Source organism: Leptotrichia trevisanii DSM 22070, assembly GCF_000482505.1.
Taxonomy (GTDB): domain Bacteria; phylum Fusobacteriota; class Fusobacteriia; order Fusobacteriales; family Leptotrichiaceae; genus Leptotrichia; species Leptotrichia trevisanii.
Genome location: NZ_AXVL01000023.1, coordinates 35,410 through 60,789, shown reverse-complemented (window position 1 = coordinate 60,789; position 25,380 = coordinate 35,410). Strand labels below are relative to the sequence as shown.

The following is a 25,380-nucleotide window of genomic DNA, read 5'->3' as shown; positions in this document are numbered from 1 at the left end:
TTGAATATTTTCAGTCCATGTCCTAGAGTACTTGTAACCACAAGAAGGACAGAGCTTAGACTTACAAGTAATAGGGAACAGGTGTGTAACGGGACAGTGAGGACATTTGAACTTGACAAAACCTTTTGAAATATCCCTGCAGGCAAGAAATTTATCAATGGAAAGTTTAATATGTTCAAGGTGACTGTCGCCAATATTATTTTTCTTGCAAAATTTTAAGGAATCTAGTAAAATATTGTTGTTACTGAAAATATATTTCAGTTTATTTTGTGTAATGTTTATCATAAATATATTATACAAAAAAATCAGCCGAATTTCTATTCGGCTTTTTTTATGATATAATATTCTGTCGATTAAGATCCGCAAACTTAAACGACAACAAAGCATATAGATTGGGGGTGGTCAAGATGATTAATCAAGACTGGACTGTTTTATTGGCTATAATCATTTTTTTCTTGATTTTTAGCCGTCAAAGATAGTCGGCTTGAATTAATCTCCTCCTACCTTTGCCCACTGGTTATTTATAACTGGTGGGTTTTGTTTTTAATTTTTTAATAGGTAAGAAAATATTGGAAATTGTTGATAAAATAAATATGACATTTATTAAAGTTAAAATTTAAATATTGACAATTTTGGAAAATTATATTAAAATAAATTGTAATGATTACAAAATTAAATAAATTATTATAAAATAAATAAAAATTAAATTCGGAGGTATGGAAAATGGGTTTTAGCTTGAATCTTGGTGCTTTAGATGAAGGGAAATTAGTAAAAATTGATGAGAATAAACTTTATGATGTGACTGTAGTTGGATCTGGGCCTGCGGCTGTTTCTGCGGCGATTTATGCGGCTAGAAAAGGGCTTAATGTAGCAATGGTTGGAGTGAAGATTGGTGGACAGGTTCTTGATACGAATGAAATTGAGAATATTATTGGGACTGTTTCAACAACTGGAGCTAAATTTGCTGAAACATTGGAAAAACATTTAAAAGAACATAAAATTGCGTTTAAAGAAGGGCATTTGGTAAAAGAGATTAAGGAAGATGGAAAAGATAAGATTTTGGTAACTGATGATGGAAAAAGTTATAAGACAAAAACAGTTATTGTAGCAACTGGAGCAAAACCTAGAAGCTTGAATATTCCTGGAGAAGCTGAATATGTTGGTAAAGGAGTGCATTACTGTTCGACTTGTGATGGGCCTTTTTATAAAGGGCTGGATGTGGCTGTAATTGGTGGGGGAAATTCGGGTGTGGAAGCAGCACTTGACTTGTCTGGAATTGCAAAATCGGTTACATTAATTGAATTTATGCCAGAATTAAAGGCAGATAAAGTTTTACAGGAAAAATTGGCTGAACAGTCAAATATAAAAATAATCTTAAATTCTGCAACAACTAAAGTGAATGGAAGCGAATTTGTGGAAAGCATTGTTTACAAAAATAGAGAAAATAATGAAGAAAGAACGTTAAATGTGGAAGGAATGTTTGTGGAAGTAGGATTGTCGCCTAGAAGTGAAGTTGTAAAAGATTTGGTTGAAACAAATAAAATTTGGGAAATTGTAATTAATCCCGAAAATAATTCAACTTCTGTAGCTGGAATCTTTGCCGCTGGAGATGTTACAAACATCAGACAAAAACAAATAATTATCGCAATGGGGGAAGGTGCAAAAGCGGCACTTGGAGCATTCGAGTATTTGATTACAAAATATTAAAATAAATTTATTTTTTCATATTACTATGTTTTTTCTTTTTTATTTTAGTAGGATTGTTCATTGCCGCAAATCCTACAACTTATGGTTAGTCTATGTTTAAAAAATGAAAATTATATTTTAATTATTTGAAAATATTAGGTTTGTATCTTTTATTAGAAAAGTTTATAATAAATTCGTTATTTAAATGGGGGTTAGTATTAGTTTTGATAAGATATTAATATAGAAATGGAGGGATATTAACAATCTCTCTATTTTTTTGAAATTTAATAAATAAAAAAATTGACATTTGGTACATAGTTAGGTACAATAGATAGGTAAGTTAAACTAACTTTACTATAAAATTAGAATATTTAAAATATTCATAAAAAGGAGAATGAATGAATAACAATTTAAAGCAGGCTAAAAAAGATTTAAAAGCCTTTGCAAAGAAAACTAAAGATATAAAGTATTCTGAATCACTGTTGTTTTCGTATTTGATGACAGGGATGGTAACGTTTTCTGTGGGAATGAACACATCTTCTGACGTACTTTATGAAAAAACAAATAAAGAGTTAATAATGTCAGCAGACAGATCACGTGCTGCAATTAAGAAAACGAGAAAAGAAAATGAAGAAACACTGGAAGAATTGAATTTGGAACTGGTTCAGTTAATGGAGCAGGGGGATCACGTTGTAAAATCACCTTGGAGTAACTGGCAATATGGAATTAATTTTTATTATAGTGAATGGAATGGAGTTTATAAAGGGCGTGGGGATAAACAGGCAAAATACTATTATAATACGTTATTCCAAAGGCCTAATTGGAAAGTTAGAAACGCATTGGATCCAGCAACTGAAAATAATGCAAAAGGAGCTCCAATCACGCCAGGGAATGATTCTTTGGCAAATTGGAGAAGCAGAGGATTAATGACAGGAAGAGCAGGCATTGAAAAAAATACATCTGTCTGGTCTTCTGTAAATAACAGAGATTTTTGGGGATTTGTAAGTCCATTAAAAATTCAGGAACCGATAAATGAAGTGGAAATCTTGGCACATATTTCACCAAAAGAAGTAACAAAACAAGTAACCCCTCTACAAATTTCAGAACCCGTAATAAACGATGTATCAGCACCTGTAATAAATCCACAAGTGAATGAGCCATCGCAACCACCAAAAATAAATTTACCAAAAAGGCCGAATTTAGCAATTCCAGGAGAGCCTGAGTTAAACATAAATCCGAGTATTAATACGTTGCAGGTTAATAAAGTGGGAAATATAACTGTAAATCCAGGAGAAGTGAAACCAGTTGATTTTATGCTATCACCTAGTGGTTTAAGTGAGAAATATAATTTTCATAGGGATAGTCAAAATCAATATAATATAAATAATACCACAGTAACTGTAACTAAAGATTCTACATATCATGGAAAAGATTATATTTCAACTTGGGGGAGAGTAAAAGGTTTGGATGGTGTAGATACAAGTGTAAATGTAAATGGAGAAGATACTAGAGCTTTTATGATAGATGAAGGGATTAGAGATGATGATACTGAAATAAAACCATTTAGATATACAGGAACTATAAACTTAAATAAATCTAAAAATGTGGGAATAGATGTACAAGGTACACATACAGATTATAGTGTAAACAGTGCTGTAAATCCTGGATATAGCTCTGTATCAAGTGTAGCAAATATAAAAGTTATTAACCAAGGAACTATAATAGGAAATAGCGGTGCTGGAATAAAAAATCAAGTTGCATTTGGATTTAATAATTTTGATACTTCCAGTAATAATACAAGAACGCAAATGATAAACGATGGAGGAACTATCACACTAAATGCTCCTGAAAGTGCAGGTATTCAATTACGTCCTGAAGATCCAGAATCATCAGGTAATTCAAGTGAAAAACAAGGATTAAATATGATGACTGGAGAAAATAGTGGAACAATTACTTTAAATGGTTCTGGAAGTTTTGGAATTTTAACAGTTAAAAATAAAAATTTAACAGTATATGAAACAAATCCTAACTCTAAAGCCTTAGCTAATTCAAGAAATTACAGCAGTGAGTATAAAATAACTTCATTAGAAGGTGGACAGATTGCAAGTAGGGCTCAAAAAGAATATATGAGCAAAATAGAAAATAGTGGAACCATAACTATGACTGGAGATAATTCAGTTGGTGTCGGATTACTTAATTCTATTCAATCTGTTGTAGTTAATGGAAATGTAAATATTAAAAGTAAAGGTTCGGTTGGGGTTTATACGGAAGTTGCTACAAGGCCTGTGGAGGCTGGAAAATTTGATGATCACGCTTTAGAAAATACAACTGGAGGTATAGTTGGAACTAAAACAGTTGAAGTGGGAGCAAATGTAACGTTGGATAACTCTTCACAAGGAAGCTATGGATTAAGAAATGCAGCAAGTGAAATAAAATTTATAAATCCAGCAACTGGACAAAGCGAATCTCATAAAACAAGTGGTAGTATTACTTTAAAAAGTGGTGGAAAAGTAAATGTTGGTGGAAAGAACAATTACGGAGTTGTTGCTAATGGTGAAAAATATGATAAATATGTAAAGGAAAGTGCAGGAGCTTATCCGGTAGCAAAAAATAAAGAAAAAGGAACACTTGTAAATCTTGAAACTGGAGAAAAAACTGTAGGTGATGTAGATGTAGTTGGAAAAGTAGTAATTGATGAAGGGGCAGAAGTTAAAGTTACAGGTGAGCAGTCGATTGGGTATGCGTTGTTATCTGGGGAAGGTAGCAATGCAGGAACTATTTCAGTAGAAGGAAATGCAAAAAATAATGTAAATCCTGCAAATTTTGAGGGAAGTATTGGATTTTATGGAAAAAAAGGGGCTTTCTTGAATACTGGAACTATTTCTGCCAGTGGGAAAGTGGCTCATGGTGTTGTAGTAAAAACATCGGATATGACATTTAATAATGCTGGGAAAATTACAGTAGATTCTCCTGCTACAGCAACAGGAAATATTGGGATATATTCAGATGGTGATGCCACTGTAAATATTGGAAAAGGTTCTACTTTGGAAATAAAGGATAATTCAGTTGGTTTGTATTCTGCGGTTGCTGGTAGATTTAATAATACATTTGTAAATAAAGGGCGAATGAATGTAAGTTTAGGTAAAAAATCAACATTTGCGTATTTAGATGGTGATTCAACTGATGTTACAGTTAATATGGGAAGTTTCCTTAATAATGGAATAAAAGGAATAAATTTGACTGCAATGGGGGAAAGTTCGAGCTTAGTTTATGCTAGAAACAAAGCAAAAGCTGTATTGAATGAAGATTTTGACATTACAAAAGGTGGTGCGAATTCTACGATTGCATTATTAGGTTCTGATGATTCGGAAGTAAGTGTTTCGAGCGGGAAAACATTGAAAACGAATACAAATGTAGCTTTGGCGGCTGTTGGAGGTTCAACTGCAACAAATGAGGGAAATATTATATCAACTAGAGAACCAGTGGCTGCAACGGATAAAGGCGGAATTGGAATATATGCGGCTGATAACAATAGTAAGGCGATTAATGCAGGAAATGCAGCTATTACAATGAAAGGTAAAGAAGCTGTTGGAATGTTTGGAAAAAATATTTCTAATTTTGAAAATAGCGGTACTATTACAATGGAAAAAGAAAAATCGGCTGGAATGTATGGGGAAATTGATGGAACAAATACTTTGAACATTGAAAATAAAAAAGATATTAATACAAAAGGAAAAGGTTCAGTTGGAATTTTTGCTAAAAACGGAACATCAGCAGCTAGTAACTTGAAAGTTAAAAATGAAGGTGGAACGATAACATTGGAAGGAGAAGAATCGATTGGGATTTATGCTCCAAAATCGACTGTTGAAAAAGTAGGAACTGTTACAATTGGGGATTCTGTGAATAAATCTGTCGGTGTTTATGTTTCAAAAGGTGGAAAAGTGAGCGATACTTCTACTGGAACGATTAATTTGGGGACATCGGGAGCTAATATTGCTTATTATGTTAAAAATAAGGATACTTCTCTGGAAGGAGCCAATATTGGAACTGTATCAGGTTATGGAGTTGGAGTATATCTGGAAGGAGATACAAAAGTTTCTGGAGATACTGCAAAATTGACTGGAACTTCACCTAAACTTGATTTTACAACTGGAAGTACAAAAGGAAACGGTATAGTTGGACTTTATTTAAAAGGTACGACTGATATTTCAGCATACAGTAATGATATTAAAGTCGGAGATACAGTAGAGGGAGCAAATCCTAAATATGCAATAGGAATTTATGCTGATGGACAAGGTACAACAGATTCACCTGCAACAGTATACGACATTGCTGCAAATGTTACTGCCGGTAAAAAGGGAGTTGGAATTTTTGTAGATAACAAAAGTAATATAAAATATACTGGTAATATGAACATGGGCGAAGAAGGTACAGGATTTTTCATTGCTGAAAATGGAAAAGTGGAATTGACAAATAATACTATTTCCATGAATGGTGGAGTTGTTGCCTATGCTGCTGAAAATTCTGAATTTAATGGAGGAACATCTACTATTGAAATGACTAAATCAGGAATTGGGGTATTTGGTAAAAAAGGTTCCAAAGTTAATGTGGATAGCTGGACTTTTAACAATCACGGAAATGAAGCCGAAGAAGTGAGATTGGAAGAAGGACAGTCTGTAATTTCTGGTGATAAGGATTTAAAACCTAAAATGGTGTTAAGTCATGTAATAAATGGAGAAACTTATTTAACGGCTGGAAAAACTGTAAAATCAGTAGCGGATGGTGCAATTCAGCCTGAACAGAATATTGGACTTATGGCAGAAGGGATGAAAAATCCAACAGCTCCAGGCACACTTACTTGGAAGAATGTTAATTTTGAAATAGAAAATTATGGAACACTTGATTTATCGGCAGCAAAAAAATCAACTGGAATTTATGCAAACTCGGCAAGAGTTCTGAATGATGGAGAAATTAAAGTTGGGGAAAATTCAACTGGAATTTATGGATTCTATGATGCAAATACGAGAAAATTTGATGGAGTTACTTTGAATAAAGTGGAAGTGGAAACAACTGCCAACTCAAAAATAAGTTTGAATAAAAATTCAGTTGGAATGTATCTTAAAGATGCTGAAAAAGTTACTAATCTTGGTGGAAGCATCGAAAGTGCCGCTGGTTCAGAAAAAAATGTTGGTATTTATACAACAAATGCTGATAAGAAGTTAGTAATGGATAGCAAGGCGAATATCACATTGGGAGATGGCTCGGTTGGAATTTACAGCAAAGGTAAGGGGACTGTGGCAGGTGATAGAAACATAGTAACAAATACAGGAAATATAACTGTCGAGAAAAAATTAACCGGTTCTCCATCAGTTGGAATTTACGCAGAAAATACAAACTTGGAAAATGATTCAAACGTTACTGTCGGAGAAGACGGAATCGCATTTTATGGTAAGCATGCCAATATTACTGCAAAAGGGATTGCTAATTTCAATAATAAGGGAGTATTGGCTTATCTGGAAAGTTCTGAATTTACTTCATATTTAGGAAATTTAGGTGCTACTCAAAATACGATGCTTTATTTGAAGGACAGTAAGGCTAATCTGGCTGGAGCAGGAACGAAAGTGGATATGACTGTGGCAGATGACTATACTGGAGCATATGTTGAAGGGAATTCTGAAATAAGTGGATTAAAGACAGTTCGTCTAGGTAGAAATTCCAATGGATTCTATTTGAAAAATGCTATTTTTACAATGACGGCTGAGGAAATTTTAAGCACAAGGGAAAATGCAAGAGGAATTTTGGCTATGAATACAGATTTAACAAATAATAGTAAAATTTCTTTAAGCGGAAATAATTCTATCGGAATTTATTCTAATGCAACATCACCCAAAAATATAATTAATAATGCACCTATGACATTATCAGGATCAAAAACTCTAGGAGTATTTTTAAAAGGAGATCAGACATTTACGAATAACGCCGATTTAACATTGGGAGATTCTGCAAATTCACTTGAGCCAACAATTGGAGTTTATACGACTGAAGGGCTTTCTACAATCAATCATAACAGCGGAAATATTGAAGTTGGGAAAAAATCGCTTGGAATATACTCGGTAAATGATTCAGGCGTGTCTATAAATGGTGGAAAAATTCATGTAAAAGATGAAGCAATTGGAATTTATAAAAAAGGTGGAACGGTAACAGTCAATGGTGAACTTGCTGTGGATAGCCACGTTTCAACAGTTAAAGATACAGAGCCGGTAGCGGTATACGGAGTTAATGGGACAACTGTAAATGATTATGCTTCAAAAGTTTCAATTGGAGAAAAATCATATGGATTTATTTTAAGTAACAGTGATCCATCAAAAGTAAATACGTACACTAATACAAATGCCGGTACAGTAAGTCTTGCCAGCGACAGCACATATTTATATTCGACAGGAAGGGCAAATGTTGTTAATAACCGTAGCATTAATTCAAATAATGCCGATCATTTAATAGGATTTTACATAAAAGGCAATAACAGCGGAAGAGGAAATTTTGTAAATAATGGAATACTTGATTTTTCAACTGGAAAGGGGAACATTGGAATTTATGCACCTAATTCAGTGGCAGTAAACTCAGGTACTGGAAAAATTATGGTAGGAGCAACAGATGATAGAGATTCTGCCGGAAATCTATATTCTGATTTTTCAAAAGTTGTTTATGGAATTGGAATGGCTGCTGATAATGGTGGAAGTATAAAAAATGATGGGGAAATAAGACTATATGGAAATAAATCCATCGGAATGTATGGTTCAGGCAATGGTACAGTTGTAGAAAATAACGGAAAAATACTGTTAGATGGAAGCCGTGCGACAGATACTAATAAAATTCAGGGAATGACAGGAGTTTATGTGGATAATGGTGCCAAATTTGTTAATAGAGGTACAATACAGACTACAGACTCTTATGCAGGAAGAGATGGTAAAGTAAATCCAAATGTCAGCGGACTTACTGGAGTAGCTGTTATGAACGGTTCTACATTGATTAATGAGGCAAGCGGAAAAATACTGATAGATGCAGATAATAGTTATGGAGTCATCATTCGTGGAAAAGTAAATTCTGATGGAACTGTAAATTATGCAGTTATTAAAAACTATGGAGAAATAAAAGTTCGTGGTACAGGAACTTATGGAATCAGCTGGAAAGATGTAACGCCAGAACAGATAAAGGAATTGGAAAATCAAATTAACAGTAAACTTACTTCGGATCCACAAGGACAGGAATTAAGAGGATCAACAGGAACAGATAAAGGTATCGGTGGAGTAAATATTGCAATAAAAGACGGAAAACCTGTGTTTATGAGAAATGGGGTTCCTGTATCGGATAGTGAAGTTGAGCAGATAAGTAAAATTATTGGAAAAGGTTCTAATTTAGGTTTATCTGATATAGGTTTCTACATAGATACTCTAGGTAGAACAAAACCAATAAATATTGATGGAGCAGTTCCTCCAATAAACAGTCAGTTAATCATAGGAACTGAATATTCTGAACGTACAAACTCAAAATATTGGTTTGTAAAAGACGATGTAATAAAGCCGTTCCTGAATCAAGTTCAAGGAAGTAATTATAAATTAAAATCTATTGCGGGTTCTTTAACTTGGATGGCAACACCAGTATTAGACTCTAATGATCAAATAGTTGGAGTAGCAATGGCAAAAATACCATATACTTCATTTACAACAAAATCTGATAATGCTTATAATTTCTTGGATGGGCTGGAACAAAGATATGATAAAAATACTCTTAATTCAAGGGAAAAACAAGTATTTAACAAGTTAAACAGCATTGGTAAAAATGAACAGGTATTATTTTATCAGGCAATTGACGAAATGATGGGACATCAATATGGAAATACTCAGCAAAGAATTAATTCAACAGGAAATATACTTGATAAGGAATTCTCATATTTAAGAAATGAATGGAGAAACCCTACTAAGCAAAACAATAAAATTAAAGTTTTTGGTTCAAAAGATGAATATAGAACTGATACAGCTGGAATCATTGATTATACAAGTAATTCCTATGGTGTGGCATATGTTCACGAAGATGAAAAAATTAAACTTGGAAATTCAAGCGGATGGTACACAGGAATTGTAACAAATAGATTCAAATTTAAAGATATTGGTAAATCAATAGAAAATCAAAATATGATAAAGGCAGGTATCTTTAAAACAATGGCACCAGCTAATGATCATAATGGTTCATTGAGATGGACAATCGCAGGAGATGTATTTGCTGGAATTAATAATATGAAACGTAGATATTTGGTGGTAGATGACATATTCGAGGCAAAATCAGATTATCATTCTTATGGAGCTGCACTAAAAACAAATTTAAGCTATGATATCAGAATGAGTGAAAGAACACACTTACGTCCTTATGGAGCATTAAAAATGGAATACGGAAGATTTAATGACATAAAAGAGGACAGAGGACAGGTAAGACTTGAAGTTGATGGAAACAACTATTATTCAATAAAACCTGAAGTTGGAATAGAATTTAAGTATGTTCAGCCAGTAGCAGAAAAGGCAAACTTCTCAGTAGGATTGGCAGCCGCTTATGAAAATGAACTAGGAAAAGTTGGAGATACTAATAACAGAGGAAGAGTGGGATATACAACAGCAAACTGGTTTGGTATAAGAGGTGAAAAAGACGATAGACATGGAAATGGTAAATTTGACTTGAATATTGGCTTAGATAATACAAAATTTGGAATAACTGTAAATGGCGGATATGACACTAAAGGTAAGAATGCAAGAGGTGGAATCGGATTTAGAGTCATTTACTAACAATAAAAATATTTAAAATTTTTTCAACCCCTTTAAAATTAAATAAAAAATTGGGGTTTGAGTATATTTTAAGTAAAAAAATCATAAGTAGATAAAAAGGAAGTTATATCACTATAGATAATAGCTTCTTTTTTAGGTTAATTGAGAAATGTATTTAAAGAAAATAATAAAAAAATACTCCAATTAATTAAAATTAGAGTATTTATAATTATAAGAAAATCGATATTTTAGTTGGAAAGTCCGAAAGTAATCATTTTGAAAAACTCTTCATTTTCATCACTTATTACCCAGTCTTTACCATTTTTCACATATTTTACATCCAATGTTTTTTCTGAATATTTTAAGTCTTTACTGTTAAATTTTTCGTTAAAGAATTCTTTTCCGACTTGCATAACTTCCTTTTGTAGATCTTCATTGTTTTTTGGCATAGATTTAGACATTTTTTCAGAAAGCCTAGTTTGAAGTTCACCGACATATGAAGTTAAATTAGGGGCTTTTACAGTAACATTTATTGTAGCAGCGTTTCCTTTTGACTCAACTTTATTAACTTTATAAGTTATTTTTTTCATTCCTTCGCCATATACTTTACTGAAGTTTTCTAAAATTACATTAATATTTCCTTCAGCCTTACCAAATTTTGACATATCTCCTGATTGGATTATTTTCATTTTTTCCTCAAAATCCTTTTGTGCAGGATGAGTTCCACAGCTTACTACAAATAAAAGTATGCTTAATAAAATTAAAATTTTTGCCTTCATAAATTTCTCCTTCAATTTTTTCTAAATTATACTATAGTTGCATAATTTTATAGACAGTATTTCATTAGATTTGTATTATTTAAGACTATTTAAAAGCGTTGTTGCAAAAGTAAAGTAAATAACAAGTGTTACAGCATCTGAAATTGTTGTTATCAGAGGAGTTGCCATAACAGCTGGATCGGCTTTTACGATTTTTGCTCCTAGTGGCAGTAATGCTCCTACCAGCTTTGAAATTATTATTGTGAATACAAGGGTTAATGAAACAATAAGGGCGATTGTCGGATCAGTTTTTTCCAGTGTAATCAATCTTATAAAATTTAAGACTGATAAGACAATGGAAACCATTGTACCAATAAAAAATTCTTTTTTTATAACTTTGAAAGCATCCTTTGGAGAAATTTCACCTAGTGCTAAGGAACGAATTACAACTGTTGATGATTGGGAACCGACGTTTCCTCCACTTGACATCAGCATTGGGATGAAAGCTGTCAAAATGATGGATTTAGCCAGCACTTTTTCATAACCCTGAATAATATTTCCAGAAATTGTATCAGAAATCATAAGTACGGCAAGCCATCCAATTCTCTGTTTTGCCATTGTAAAGACATTTGTCTTTAAGTAGGAGTCATCAGTGGGAGAAGTAATCCCTGCCATTTTATGAAAATCTTCCGTAACTTCCTGATCCACTACATCCATCACATCATCTACTGTAATTATTCCTAAAATTCTATTTTCGTGATCAACAACGGGCATAACGATAAAATCATATTTTTTGAACAAATCAGCTACAATTTCCTGATCGTCGTTCGTATTGACACTTACAAAGTTTTTGTTCATAATATCTTCAATTTCGGTACTATCCTTTTTGGCGATTAATTCCTTGAGTGAAAGCACCCCTTCTAATTTTCCATTTTTTTCTGTAACGTAACAAGTATAGATATTTTCCTTATCTTTTCCAGTTTTTCTAATTTCTTCGATAGCTTCCGATACTTTCATATTTTTTTGTAAATCCACATACTCAGTTGTCATAATACTTCCAGCTGAATTATCAGGATATTTTAACAACTGATTTATCAGATGTCTATCTTTTTTGTCAGTATTTTTCAATATTTTTTTTACAATATTTGAAGGCATTTCTTCAATAATATCGACAATATCGTCAAAGTACAGCTCATCAAAAATTTCACGTGTTTCAATATCTGTTGAAGCGTGAATAATCATTTCCTGATGTTCCGAGTCCAAATATGGAAATACATCTGCCGCCTTATCTTTTTTCAGCAGTCTAAAAATCATTATTACAAGTTCAGGCAACTTAAACTGATTTAATACATCAGAAATTTCGACTGCATTCAATTCATTTAATTCACTTTTTATTTCAAAATATTTTTTTTCTTTTAAAAGAGTTTCAATTAGTTCTTTCATCATTCCCTCCCTACTTTATAATATTACTCAAAAATATAGTTGCAAATTTAAAATAGATAGAAAGAGTCAAAGCATCTAAAATTGTAGTTATTAGAGGCCCTGCCATAATTGCGGGATCCATTTTAAATGTTTTTGCAACAACAGGTAAAAATGCACCTATTATTTTGGAAATCATAACTACGAAAATAAGGGTAATCGAAACAGTCAAAGCAACATTTAAAGGCGTTTTTGTCAAAGTTATAAGCCGTAAATAATTAATTCCCGCCAGAACGACTGCCACGATAAATGAAATAGAAAATTCTTTTTTTAATATTTTAAAAGTATCTTTTGGATTTACCTCACCTAGTGCCAAGGCACGGATAACAATTGTAGAAGATTGAGCTCCTGCATTTCCTCCAGTATCCATTAGCATTGGGATGAATGAAGATAAAATAACTACCGATTGTAGCACATCTTCATAACTTTTTATAATTCTTCCTGTAAAAGTTGCAGAAATCATAAGTACAACAAGCCAGCTGATTCTCTGTCTTGCCATAGTAAAAGCACTTGTCTTTAGGTAAGATTCTTCAACTGGTGAAATTCCCGCCATTTTGTGGAAATCCTCTGTCGCTTCCTGTTCTACAACGTCCATTATATCGTCAATTGTAATTATCCCAAGAAGCCTGTTCTCTATATCTGTAACTGGAAGCACAATCAAATTATACTTTTTAATTATTTCAGCAACATGTTCCTGATCGTCATTTGTGTGAACGCTTACAAAATTACGGTTCATTATATTTTTCACAACCGTGTCATCTTCATTTGTAATTAATTCCTTTAGTGAAATAACACCTTCCAGCTTTCTGTCCTCACTAATGACATAACAAGTATAGACATTTTCCATATCTTCCACAGTGTTCCTGATTTTAGCGATTGCCTGGGATACCTTCATATCCTTTTTCAAATCCATATATTCAGTTGTCATAATGCTTCCGGCTGAATTGTCAGGATACTTCAGCAAAAGATTTATTGTATGCCTGTCTTTAGCATCAGTATTTTTTAAAATCTTTTTTACTACATTTGATGGCATTTCCTCAATAATATCGACAATATCATCAAAATAAAGCTCATCAAATATATTTTTCGTTTCCACATCAGTCATAGTGTTAATAATCATTTCCTGATGCTCTGTATCCAGATATGAAAATACATCCGCTGCCCTATTTTTGGAAAGCAGCCTAAAAATCATTATTAATTCCGAAGCCTCAAACTGATTTAGCAGTTCCGAAACTTCAATGGTATTTAAGTCATTTAAATATTTTCTAATTTCAAAATATTTTTTTTCATTTATAAGTGTTTGAATAGTGTTATTTTCCACTGTTATCTCCTTCCTCTTGTACTTTTTTTATGCAATTTCAAAATAAGAAGAATAACAGTAACGAAGAGATTCCCCCTTATCCATTGCATATATTTGTAAAATCTAAATTATTCAGTTTCTTACTCGGGACTTCCTCGTTCAAAACATTCACCTCCACAAAGTATAAAATTAACATAAATAAAAAATTTATTTCAAAGTTAAAACACCTTTATAATACCTAACTTAAAAATAACTTTATGTCCATAAAATTTTATCAGACAAAGCAGTTATTGTCAATAAATTTCTTAGAATAGACTTTTTAAAATTTGTGTAAAAATATTTTGAATATACTTAAAATTAATAAGGTTTTCTCATTTTTCTTTAATGTTAAGGTATTATAATTGAATTAAATCAAATCAATGTCAAATCAAATTATAACAGGAGTTGGTTAAAATGAAAAGAAAAATTAAAAATATGTATGTTTGTACTTTACTATTGGTTTTATTAAGCTGTGGAAGCGGTGGCTCAAAATCAGGCGGTTCATCAACATCACCAACACCAAGCCGTCCAAAGCCATCAACGCCACCTACACCATTAATACCATCAGAGCCGATAATAGGCAATAATGATGTTTATTATGATAATGCTATTGTAATTAGAGAAAAGTATTTTCAGTATTTGCCTGAAAATCCCAACAGAATAAATAATTCTATAACATCAGATGCAGTGAAAAAAATTCCAAGTACAGCTGGAACACCAATAACAAAACAGGATTATGAGGTTTCAGCGGGAGTTCCTATGAGCAGAAAAATATTTGTGCATAATTCCGGGACAGCGCAGCAAGTTACAGATTTTAGTTCAGATTTAGCTGACTCAAACAGCTATAGAGCGGCAATCGGCGCAGAGTTAATGGATGAATACATTGCAAGGGTAAATTCATATGTAGGAGATAATTTATATATCTGGCCAGCAGGTGACGCTAAGGGGAACAAGAATCCATCGCTTCAGGGAGGATTGCCATATTTTGAAAATAGTTTAGAAAAATCCTGGATAAATGTTGTTGCACTTGCAAATAAACCAGGAACAACAGGATTGGAATGGAAGAATCTGGAACCGCTTTCAAATGCGGGAGTGGCGAAATCTTGGACAATAACGGCGGTAAGTGAGAATGGGACATCGGCTAAAGCGGCAGAAAATGTTGCAACAGTTGCAGGACAATTGTATGAAAAATTTCCTGGAATGAAAATGGAAATGATTAGACAAATAATACTTTCAACAGCTACTGACATTGGAGCAACGGGTACGGATGATATATTTGGAACAGGATTATTAAATGGTGCAAAAGCATTGGGAGGGCCAGTTTATATAAATGACAAAATTTTTGTTCCTGCTTTTACGACTTGGGAGTTTAGTAATTATATTCGAGGTGGCAGATTAGAAAAAGAAGGAGCTGGAAAATTAATTTTAAAAGGTGATGCTGGTTTTTATTCTTGGCAGAATACAGAGATTAATGGAGGAATACTTGATATTAGAGGACGCCATTCATCTGGTATTAAAATAGGAAGTGCTGGAACATTAATAACAAATTCAAATACAAAAATAGGAAAAGATGTAATTAATAAAGGAATACTTAAAAATGTTGGAAAAGGTGCTATTATAGAAGGAAATTACACAGCAGAATACGGTTCGGTAACAGAAGCTGAAATTGGAACGAAATTGATAGTAAAGGGAACTGTAAAAATTGATGGAAGAGAGAGAAATCAGACTTTGGGCAGCACTTTGAGAGTCCTGAATAATAATTATATTACAGCAGCGCCAACAACAGCGACAGTTATTGAAGCTGAAAAAGGAATAGAAGGAAAATTTGAAAAAGTGGAAACAGATGAACTGATTAATGGAAAAGTGGAAAATACTGAAAATTCAATTAAAGCTACAATTAGCAGAAAAAATGTGGAAGACTACGTTAATAATTTAAGTGATAGTGATGAAATGCAAAAAAATACAGCTAAAAATGTGGAAGTTTCCTTTAAGGAACTGGATAAAAAAATTGAAGAAGGAAATGCAGATGTTTCTAAGTTTGCTTTAAGTGCGGCAAAACTGCAAAAAAATTCATTATCTTCGAGTTCAAGTGCACTGGACAGTTTGTCAGGGCAAATTTATGCTTTAGCTCAGGCTTTGACATTTCAGCAGTCACAAACTGTAAATAAGGATTTGTCGAATAGACTTGTAATGCTTGGAACACTCGACAACGTTGGAGATAAGTTCGGATTGTGGATTTCTGGAATTGGCGCAAGTGGAAAGTTGAAACAAGACGGGTATGCCGAAGGAAAGACTAAAGTTTATGGCGGGCAAGTTGGAATTGATAAGAAATTTGGAGAAAGCTTGATTTTAGGAACGGTGTTGTCCTATTCAAAAGGAAATGTGAAATTTAATAGACATGGCGGGAAATCAGATTCAGACAATTTTGGAATTTCACTTTATGGAAGAGCTGGAAATAATGATAATCCATTGTATGTGCAAGGAAGAATTGGAATTGGTTTTGTAAACAGTGAAGTCAAAAGAGATATTATTTTGTCTGCAAATGATATTTCAAGAGCCAAAATTGAGCATAATGATAAAGTAATTTCAGGATACTTGGAAACAGGTTATGATGTTAAAAAAGGAGATTTTGTGTTTACACCATTTGTTGGAATTTCACACGATACAGTTCAAAGAGGTGCATTTAATGAAGAAAGTAGTCAATTTGGATTAAAAGCAGACAAAAAAACTTATAATCAGACAAGCGGGCTTGCTGGAATTAGAGTTAGCCAAAGTTTTAACTTTAAAAATGGCTCAAAAGCTACAGTGCAAGGATATGTAACTCATCAAAGAGCATTAAATAACGAAGATTTAAGTTTTGAAGCGTCATATTCGGGATTGCCAAATGCGAAATTTAAAGTGAAAGGAATTGGGCTTTCAAAAAATCAGACTTGGGTAGGAGCTGGAGTTTTAAATGAAGTTACGCCAAATTTTGCGTGGTACTTGAATTATGATGGAAAAATTGATAAAAAAGCAAGAAATAATGTGTTTACTACAGGAATTAGAGTAAATTTTTAACATTTTGCAAAGAAGCAAGAAATTTTAGGAGATGATTTTTTATGAAAAGAAAAAAAGTTCTTTTACTGGTTCTATTGGTATTTACAGTAATAACACAACAAGTGAAAGCCGATTTTTGGTCTAAATTAAGAGATGCTTTTATAGGCGGTAACAGTTACTCAAGTTCGAGTTCAAGCTCAAGAGATGAAAATATTGTAGATGGAAAAGTGATAAATCCGAAAGATAAAAGAGAATACAGATTAGTAGAAAAAATGAATGATGAAAAAGCATATTCGGAAAGTTTATATAGAAATTTTGAAAGTTCAACGAGCAAAACTTTTTATTATGAATGTACGATAAATTCAAGAGATTTTTTGTCAATAATAGGATTTAGAACATTTTATGGATACGCTAAATTTCCTGTGTATGAAATTGGTTCAGGAGTGGAAGAGTGTTATAAAAAGAGAGAAAATGAATATAAAAGAAAAGTTTCTGGAAGAAAAATTTATTTAGACGACAAATTAGCAAAATATATTTGGAAAAATGAAATTAATGTGCAAAAAATAGCGGTATATGATGCAAGATTGAATAATAAGGGTTACCCCTTGTTTAGTTCAGCAAATCCAAGAATTTTTATAAATGATAGACAGGTGTCCTATTAATCGAAAATAATAAATTAATAACTAGATTTGTGTTCTATGAAATGTTATAATTTAATAACAAAAAGTTGAAGGGAAAATAAATTATGAACATTAGAAAGGCAAAAATAGAAGATTTGGATGAGATAACGGCAATAGAAGCGACGTGTTTTCCAGCAAGTGAAGCTGCAACTAGGGAATCTTTTGAAGGAAGATTGGCTGTTTATCCTGATTATTTCTGGATTCTTGAAGATGAAGGAAAAGATGGAAATAAAAAAATTGTAAGTTTTGTGAATGGAATGGCAACAGATAGTCCAAATTTGTCAGATGAAATGTATGAAAATCCTAATTTACATAACGAAAAAGGAAATTGGCAAATAATTTTTGGAGTGAATACGCTGCCTGAATATAGAAAGAGAGGATATGCTGAAAAATTAATCAATGAGCTTATTTTTGAGGCAAAAAGTAAAGGCAGAAAAGGGGTAGTCTTAACTTGTAAAGATAAACTTGTTTCATATTATTCAAAATTTGGTTTTGAAAATGAAGGAGTTTCAGAGTCTGTTCATGGCGGTGCTGTCTGGTATGAAATGAGATTGAAATTTTAAATTTAATTTTTCAAAATTAATACTAAATCCCATTAAAATAACAAATTTATTATAAACTTTTTTAACAAAAGATAAAAAGTTAGTGTTTCCAAATAGTTAAATATAATTTTACTGTTATTAAACAAAATAATCTAATACTAAATCTTATTTAGAAAATAGAAATTATGTTAAGTTTTAATTTCTCGCTAAATAAAATTTAAGTATAAATAATAAAAAATGTAACTAACAATCAAGTTAATTACATTTTTTTATTTATTTAGATGAATTTAAATGAAATTAGTGTTTGTGTCCACAACCACAAGAATGTGAGTGCATATCGATTACCATACGTCCCTGAATTGTTCCTTCTTCCATTTCTTTAAAAATTTCAGGAGCTTCGTCGATATTTCTTGTTTGAACTACTGGAACAACCAATCCTTCTGCTCCAAATTGGAATGCTTCTCTTAAGTCTTCCCTTGTTCCAACAAGCGATCCGATTACTTCGATACCATCTAATACTGTTTTTACGATTGGCAAGTCCATAGTTTCTGATGGAAGTCCAACTGCAACAACTTTTCCAGCGGCTCTTACTGAATCAATACCTTGATTAAATGCAACTTTTGATACAGCAGTAACTACAGCAATATGAGCTCCAAGCCCACTTAATTCCTTAATTTTTGCAACAGGATCTTCTTTTGCACCATTTATTATATAGTCAGCTCCAACTTCTTTAGCAAGTGCTAATTTATCATCGTTTATATCAACAGCGATTACATGAGTATTAAATACTTTTTTAGCATATTGAACTGCCAAGTTTCCTAATCCTCCAGCACCGTAAATTACTACCCATTGTCCTGGTTGAGGTTTTCCAACTTTTATTGCCTTATAAGTTGTAACTCCTGCACAAGTGATACTGCTGGCTTGAGCTGGATCCAATTCTTCTGGAACTTTTACCGCATAATCAGCTGTAACGATACATTGTTCAGCCATTCCTCCATCAGCAGAATATCCTGCATTTATTACATCTCTACACAATGTTTCCTGTCCATTGATACAGTATTCACATTTTCCACATCCTTCAAAGAACCAGGCAATACTTACTCTATCTCCAGGTTTCAAAGATGTCACACCATCAGCAACTTCTCTTACAATTCCAATTCCTTCATGTCCCAAAACTCTTCCTGGAACTTTTCCAAAATCTCCATGAGCCACATGTAAATCAGTATGGCAAACACCGCAATATTCCACATCAACTAACGCTTCTCCCGCTTTTAACCCTCTTAATTCTTTTTCTACAACTTCTATTCCAGTTCCTTCTTTATTAACTACTACTGCTTTCATTATATTATTTCCTTTCTACATTTAAATTTTTATATTCCATTATGTGAATAACTGTTCACATAATAATGTATACCCCATAAAATTAAAAAAGTCAAATATTTTTTAATAATTTTTTTATAATTTGAGATAATCTTATGTAAGAAAATTGATTTTTGTTAATTTATAAGGTATACTCATAACGAAAACATTTTAAAATAAAAGTTAAAAGAAAGAATTTTATATTAATTGTTTAGAAAAAAATTATTTTTAATTTGAAAATATTGTTTTTTTTAAAATTAATCTAAGAAAATATAAAATGAATAATTAACTATGTAGTTATAAGAAAATGATGATTGATGTTTAAAAATAAAAAAAGTTTAGTAAATTTTATGAAAGGATTTTAAAGATGGAAAGTTTAAAAAATTTAATTAATCTCTTTAATTCTGAAAAGTTTTTTTTTATGACAACTTTTCTTCCTGTTATGTTGTATAAAGATTTTTCTGAAACACAGAGAATCTCAATTTTTTATATTATGTTTTGGTTTTCTGCCATATATCAAAAATATATGTTAAATGAAAAGATTTCAGTTGTATATATTCTTGGTTTACTTGTCATTGTAACTTTTCTTTCTTTAGAAATTTTGACCTTTGATGTTCCTAAATTATCATTAATTACAAACATTTTATATAAAATAATAGATTATATTTTTATAATGTTGTCGCAGTATGGAGTTATTTATATAATATTTTCTGTAGTTATTCTAGAAATTAGAAATGAAATTATCATGATTTTTTCAATTTTTTTTATTTTAAATGGTTTAATTAAAGTATTTAACCTAAAACTGAAAGATGTTATATCGTATGTTTTTCCATTTGATTGTTTAAAAAAAATATTTGGATTATTTGGTTCAAAATTAAACAATTATACTTTTTTTAAATATTATTTATGGGATTTGTTTATTTGTTATGCTGTAGTTTTTCTTTATTCGTCGTTAATATATTATTATTGTATAATAAAAGACAAAAATGTTTTAGTTAGTATTTCTCTTCTTTTTATTGGAATTTTGATAATTTTTAGTGGAGATTTTAAAATAAGAAAAATTATGGAACTTTTTAAATATTTACCTTCTCCAGTAAAAACGAATGAATATATTTTTCCTTCAGAATGTATATACGATATTAGCTTTTTTGAATGGATGGATAAATTTGATAAAGAAAAAAATTATGAATATTATGAGATTATTTATAAATTTTTATGTAAAAAGAAATTAAAAGACTCTAAAACAAGAAACAATTTTTATAAATTTTTAAATAGACAATTAAAAGAATGGTTAGAAATTAGTCATATGGAAATTAGTTTAATTAGATCTTTAGGAATTTTGTATGGAAGAGAAAATTTTATTAGAGTATATTTTTTTTCTGTTATTTATACGATATGTTATACAAGAAGCTTAAGAAAATTTTTTGAAAAAAAATATGGAAATTTTTATTCAGATATCTATTTTTTTAGAAATTATTTGCTAAAAATATGTATGAAACGTTTTACTTTAAATTTTTCTCAAAAAGTAAAATATTCTTCTATTTGCAATTACATGGGAGAAAGGAAAGAGAATTGGTCAAAAGAAAAATTTTTTGTTGGATGTATAGGTTTTGAATTTAATGAAATAAAAAGACGTCTTAATCAAATTGAGAAAAGATTAAAAAATGAGGTTTTTACTGCTGAAATATTTAATGAGCCAAAATATAGTCAGATTGTAAAAAAATATAACTTGTCTAGAAGTAAAATAAAAAAATATTTACACAAAATAAAAAAAGATATTCTGGTTATTGAGATAATTAATGATTCTAATTATAGCAAAATTATAAAAAAATATAATTTATCTGAAAGTAAAATAGAAACACATCTTCGTAAGATTGTCAGTAATGAGTAAAAAAATAGATAAAATTAAAAACTTTAATTTTGATAAATTCTTATTGAAATTAGGAAGTAAAATAAAAAATAAACAAATATATAAGACTTCTTAAAAATACAAAATTTAGGCAGTCTTATTTTTATTTGCTACAAAAAAAGAGAAACAGATTTTCTATTTCTCTCCTAAAACCTTATTATTTTTAATTTTAACACTTTTTATGGATTTAAATTTTTTATTATTGCCTAGATAGAATAAAGACTTTTTGTATTGCAGTTCGTAGGATATAGTGCCTATAATAGTAATAGCATATTTATCTGGTTCAATATTTTGCCCGTCCTTTGTTGTTAATTTTTTTAGATTGAAATTCCAAAGATAGAGGTTTGAGTTTTTATAGTCTAAATCACTTTCAAATCTTGCTTTTCCAGTGATTAGTTTGGTAGCACCTATACCTAGAAATTCATAATCCGAGTCAATTACGAGTTTGTCGTTTTCAAAGTAGACTGTTGGATTGGAAAGTTTCATATCTCCGAGTGTGTACATTGATTTTTCAATAGGAAAATATGTTTTGACAGCAGAAATTATCATTTTTTGTGGAATCTCTGCTTTGTTTTGTGTAAATATGCAGGTGCTGATGGCAATTATGGAAAGAATGGCTCCTAAAATTATAAAATTGATAGATTTTTTCATGTTATTTCCTCCGTTTTTAGATTATATTTGAATCCTTTAAATTTGAACTAATGAAGATTAGGCAAATTTTAGATTTGAGTAGAATAGTCGTAACTTTTGAGTTCAATTTTAAGTAATTTTATTATAAATAATGTATCATAGAAGGCTTTTAAAGGACTTAGAATAGGCATTTAAAAAATATAATAATTGTTGCTAAAATATTTTAAAAATAATTTATCTAAATGAGAAATTTATGGTATAATTAACAAAGGAAAATATTAAAAAAATGGGATAATAATAAAATGAGAGGGAGCAAGACAATAATGGAAGATGAAGGAGAAAAAAAAGAGCTTGTTATAATAACAGGGATGAGTGGTGCAGGAAAATCAGAAACAATGAATTTTTTTGAGGACAGGGAATATTTCTGTATTGATAATTTTCCAATAAGTTTGTTTCAATATCTGAATGAAATATTTCTAAGTAACAAAAAAAGAAATAAAGTTGCAGTTGCAATAGATATAAGAAATCAGGAATTTATAGAGCAGTTTTTAAAGCAGCTTGAATTTCTGGATAAAAACAGAATAGACTATGAGATTATATATCTTGATGCCAGAACCAACGTACTTCTTAGTAGATATGAGCTTTCCAGAAGAAAACACCCTTTAAATTTATATGATACGCTGCTTGAAAATATAGAGGCTGAAAGGAAAATAATTAAGGACTTTATGTTAAAGGCGGATTTGGTTATAGACACGACTAAAACGTCTGTAAAGGAACTTCAGAAAATACTGGAAAAGGAATATTCAGGGAAAAAAGCAAAATTAAGTGTAAATCTAACTTCTTTTGGTTTTAAGAACGGAATCCCGCTGGATTTGCATTTGATGTTTGACTTGAGATTTTTGCCAAATCCTTATTACATCGAAGATTTAAAGCATAAAACAGGAAATCATAAGGACGTTATGGATTATGTAATGGGGCTTGAAGAAAGCAGGGAATTTTATAAAATGCTTCTTGATATGCTTGAATATCTGATACCAAAGTATGAGAAAGACGGGAAGTCACATTTGCGTATAGGAATAGGATGTTCAGGAGGGCAGCACAGATCTGCAACTTTTGTAAATATGCTGCATAAAGATTTGTCCGAAAGGCTGGAATACAAGATAACAAAATTCCATAGGGAAATAGGTGATAAAACGGAGGTATAAAAAGGCAAAATGGAAGAAGAAATAAAGTCACCAATTAAATACAAGGATATTCCCACCCATCCAGGAGTTTATCTGATGAAAAATGAGCGTGGAAAGATTATTTATGTGGGAAAGGCGAAAAATTTGCAAAATAGGGTAAAGTCTTATTTTATGAATGTAAATTCGCATAATCAGAAAACGCTGGAATTGGTTAAAAACATTAGGGATATTGAATTTTTTATCTGTAAATCGGAAGTTGAGGCGCTTATTCTGGAAAATAATCTTATAAAGAAGAATAAGCCAAAATACAATATTTTATTAAAAGATGAAAAAACTTATCCATATATAAAATTTACAAAGGAAAAATTTCCTAAAGTGGAAATTGTGAGAAGCACGAAAAAATTAAATGAAGATGCGGAATATTTCGGGCCTTATCCGATGGGGATATTTTTTGCAATGAAATCGCTTATTAAGATATTTCCCGTGCGGGACTGCAATCGAAATATGGACAAAATTACAAAACCTTGTTTAAAATATTATATGAAAACTTGTCCTGCTCCCTGTAAATACAAGGATATTGAAGATGAGTACAGTACAAATGTAAAAAATTTCAAAAATTTTTTGAAGGGACATTCTGACAGGGTTATTGAAATGCTGGAAAGCCGAATGAAAAAGTTTAGTGATGAAATGGAATTTGAGCGTGCAATTAACGAGCGAGAAAAGCTGGCTGTGATGAAAAAAATGCTGGAAACACAGATTATTGAATATAGCAAGGAAATTGATGAAGACGTGTTTGTGTTTGAGGAAAAAAGGGAAAATGTGTTTTTGTGCGTGCTGAATATTCGGGAAGGGAAAGTTATTAATAAAAATCATATAATAATCTCGCTGGAGAGAAGTCAGGAGGAAAACCTGTTCGAGCGGCTAATTACTTCATATTATGAAAAGAGGAATATTCCAAAGCATATTATTTGTGATGAACGATTTGCGCAAAGCGAACTTTTGATAAAAGAATGGGCAAAAATTGAAAAGCATAAGGAAATAAAATTTCATTTTCCAAAAATAAACAGCCGAAGATTGCAGCTTCTGGAAATGGGATATTTAAACCTGCGTGAAGAAGTGGATAAATATTACAGAAAACGTCGTATGGTTCAGGAAGGGCTGCATAACTTGAAAAAAGAACTGCGATTAAAAAGCCTGCCTTACAGAATTGAATGTTTTGATATTTCGAATATTCAGGGAAAAGATGCGGTTGCAGCGATGACGGTGGCACTCGATGGAGAAACAACGCCAAAGGAATATAGACATTTTAAGATTACTGTAAAAGATACGCCAGATGACTTTTTAATGATGAGGGAAGCATTGACACGAAGATATTCAAAAATAGAAAATGATAAAATGCCTAATTTAATTTTAATTGACGGTGGAAAAGGGCAGCTTGGAGTGGCTGTGGATGTACTGGAAAAACTTGGAAAAATAGAGCATACCGATGTGATTGGAATTGCAAAAAGGGAAGAGGAAATTTTCAAAAGTTATGAAAGTGAGCCGTATTTATTTGAAAAAACGGATGAAACATTGAAAATTTTGCAAAGATTACGGGATGAAGCCCACAGATTTGGAATTACACATCATAGAAAGTTAAGAAGTAAACGGAATGTAAAAAGTGCATTGGATGATATTGCAGGAATTGGGCCAAAACGTAAAAAGGAATTAATAAAAAAATTTGGATTGATAAAAAATATACGGAATGCAACATTGGAGGAACTGATGGAAATCGTTCCAGAAAATATTGCTATTTCAATAAAAGAAAATTTGTAATTAAATATTTAAAATAAGCTTTTTTTTATAAAATTTAATTAAAAAAAACAATTTGAAGTTAAGGAAAAAATATTTATCAGTTAAAATAAATTGTAATAAAAAATCGTTAATTTAAATACTGAAAATTGAAGATAAAGATTATACAGGAGG

Annotated in this window: 14 protein-coding genes; 8 read left to right on the top strand and 6 right to left on the bottom strand. The window is 31.3% G+C overall.

All coding sequences use genetic code 11. The features are described from left to right. Window positions 1-285, bottom strand: a 285-nt coding sequence (locus tag K324_RS15485; RefSeq protein WP_211231548.1) for a transposase zinc-binding domain-containing protein, incomplete at its 3' end; no start/stop codon positions are given. A 438-nt stretch (window positions 286-723) separates the two neighbouring features. Between K324_RS15485 and K324_RS14415 the strand changes: the two genes are divergently transcribed. Together K324_RS14415 and K324_RS0106275 are read left to right on the top strand one after the other, a co-directional pair. Then, window positions 724-1,707 carry an FAD-dependent oxidoreductase gene (locus K324_RS14415; RefSeq protein WP_051354406.1) on the top strand — a complete coding sequence of 328 codons (984 nt, stop codon included), beginning with the start codon at window positions 724-726 and terminating at the stop codon, window positions 1,705-1,707. Between the two features lie 377 nt (window positions 1,708-2,084). Continuing rightward, window positions 2,085-10,520 (top strand): autotransporter-associated N-terminal domain-containing protein, encoded by an 8,436-nt coding sequence (locus tag K324_RS0106275; protein ID WP_026748414.1) that lies wholly within the window; start codon window positions 2,085-2,087, stop codon window positions 10,518-10,520. 227 nt (window positions 10,521-10,747) lie between these two features. Here K324_RS0106275 and K324_RS0106270 read toward each other — a convergent pair whose 3' ends face one another. From K324_RS0106270 to mgtE (K324_RS0106260), 3 genes are all read right to left on the bottom strand, one after another. After that, window positions 10,748-11,278 (bottom strand): hypothetical protein, encoded by a 531-nt coding sequence (locus K324_RS0106270; protein ID WP_026748413.1) that lies wholly within the window; start codon window positions 11,276-11,278, stop codon window positions 10,748-10,750. Between the two features lie 75 nt (window positions 11,279-11,353). Next, the gene (mgtE, locus tag K324_RS0106265) at window positions 11,354-12,700 is read right to left on the bottom strand and encodes a magnesium transporter (RefSeq protein ID WP_026748412.1); all 1,347 of its coding nucleotides are present in this window, start codon (window positions 12,698-12,700) and stop codon (window positions 11,354-11,356) included. A gap of 10 nt (window positions 12,701-12,710) precedes the next feature. Then, window positions 12,711-14,057, bottom strand: a complete 1,347-nt coding sequence (gene mgtE, locus K324_RS0106260; RefSeq protein ID WP_026748411.1) for a magnesium transporter — start codon at window positions 14,055-14,057, stop codon at window positions 12,711-12,713. Between the two features lie 432 nt (window positions 14,058-14,489). Here mgtE (K324_RS0106260) and K324_RS0106255 point away from each other — a divergent pair, with 432 nt between their 5' ends. From K324_RS0106255 to K324_RS0106245, 3 genes are all read left to right on the top strand, one after another. Continuing rightward, entirely contained in the window at window positions 14,490-17,132 is a 2,643-nt protein-coding gene (locus tag K324_RS0106255) for an autotransporter domain-containing protein (RefSeq protein ID WP_026748410.1), read from the top strand. Window positions 17,133-17,173: 41 nt separating this feature from the next. Continuing rightward, on the top strand, window positions 17,174-17,773 hold the full coding sequence (locus K324_RS0106250) for a hypothetical protein (protein WP_026748409.1): 600 nt from the start codon (window positions 17,174-17,176) through the stop codon (window positions 17,771-17,773). A gap of 83 nt (window positions 17,774-17,856) precedes the next feature. Further along, window positions 17,857-18,354 carry a GNAT family N-acetyltransferase gene (locus K324_RS0106245; RefSeq protein ID WP_026748408.1) on the top strand — a complete coding sequence of 166 codons (498 nt, stop codon included), beginning with the start codon at window positions 17,857-17,859 and terminating at the stop codon, window positions 18,352-18,354. Window positions 18,355-18,630: 276 nt separating this feature from the next. Here the strand turns inward: K324_RS0106245 and adhP are convergent, their stop codons facing one another. Then, a complete protein-coding gene (adhP, locus tag K324_RS0106240; protein WP_026748407.1) occupies window positions 18,631-19,674 on the bottom strand; it encodes an alcohol dehydrogenase AdhP in 1,044 nt (347 codons plus the stop codon). 1,081 nt (window positions 19,675-20,755) lie between these two features. Here adhP and K324_RS16630 point away from each other — a divergent pair. Continuing rightward, on the top strand, window positions 20,756-21,583 hold the full coding sequence (locus K324_RS16630; protein WP_169720568.1) for a hypothetical protein: 828 nt from the start codon (window positions 20,756-20,758) through the stop codon (window positions 21,581-21,583). A 153-nt stretch (window positions 21,584-21,736) separates the two neighbouring features. On the opposite strand, the gene K324_RS0106230 is transcribed toward K324_RS16630, so the two are convergent. Next, the gene (locus K324_RS0106230) at window positions 21,737-22,252 is read right to left on the bottom strand and encodes a hypothetical protein (protein WP_026748405.1); all 516 of its coding nucleotides are present in this window, start codon (window positions 22,250-22,252) and stop codon (window positions 21,737-21,739) included. A 302-nt stretch (window positions 22,253-22,554) separates the two neighbouring features. Here K324_RS0106230 and rapZ point away from each other — a divergent pair, with 302 nt between their 5' ends. Both rapZ and uvrC read left to right on the top strand, forming a co-directional pair. Continuing rightward, on the top strand, window positions 22,555-23,436 hold the full coding sequence (rapZ, locus tag K324_RS0106225; RefSeq protein WP_036095252.1) for an RNase adapter RapZ: 882 nt from the start codon (window positions 22,555-22,557) through the stop codon (window positions 23,434-23,436). A 9-nt stretch (window positions 23,437-23,445) separates the two neighbouring features. Continuing rightward, entirely contained in the window at window positions 23,446-25,230 is a 1,785-nt protein-coding gene (gene uvrC / locus K324_RS0106220) for an excinuclease ABC subunit UvrC (protein ID WP_036095250.1), read from the top strand. The last annotated feature ends 150 nt before the right edge of the window (window positions 25,231-25,380 follow it).

Bases quoted from the DNA above. Each gene is read 5' to 3' on its own strand.
- K324_RS14415 (WP_051354406.1), top strand. From the start codon at position 724: ATGGGTTTTAGCTTGAATCTTGGTGCTTTAGATGAAGGGAAATTAGTA.
- adhP (WP_026748407.1), bottom strand. From the start codon at position 19,674: ATGAAAGCAGTAGTAGTTAATAAAGAAGGAACTGGAATAGAAGTTGTA.
- mgtE (WP_026748412.1), bottom strand. From the start codon at position 12,700: ATGAAAGAACTAATTGAAACTCTTTTAAAAGAAAAAAAATATTTTGAA.
- K324_RS0106275 (WP_026748414.1), top strand. From the start codon at position 2,085: ATGAATAACAATTTAAAGCAGGCTAAAAAAGATTTAAAAGCCTTTGCA.
- K324_RS0106245 (WP_026748408.1), top strand. From the start codon at position 17,857: ATGAACATTAGAAAGGCAAAAATAGAAGATTTGGATGAGATAACGGCA.
- K324_RS0106270 (WP_026748413.1), bottom strand. From the start codon at position 11,278: ATGAAGGCAAAAATTTTAATTTTATTAAGCATACTTTTATTTGTAGTA.
- K324_RS0106250 (WP_026748409.1), top strand. From the start codon at position 17,174: ATGAAAAGAAAAAAAGTTCTTTTACTGGTTCTATTGGTATTTACAGTA.
- K324_RS16630 (WP_169720568.1), top strand. From the start codon at position 20,756: ATGGAACTTTTTAAATATTTACCTTCTCCAGTAAAAACGAATGAATAT.
- uvrC (WP_036095250.1), top strand. From the start codon at position 23,446: ATGGAAGAAGAAATAAAGTCACCAATTAAATACAAGGATATTCCCACC.
- K324_RS0106230 (WP_026748405.1), bottom strand. From the start codon at position 22,252: ATGAAAAAATCTATCAATTTTATAATTTTAGGAGCCATTCTTTCCATA.
- rapZ (WP_036095252.1), top strand. From the start codon at position 22,555: ATGGAAGATGAAGGAGAAAAAAAAGAGCTTGTTATAATAACAGGGATG.
- K324_RS0106255 (WP_026748410.1), top strand. From the start codon at position 14,490: ATGAAAAGAAAAATTAAAAATATGTATGTTTGTACTTTACTATTGGTT.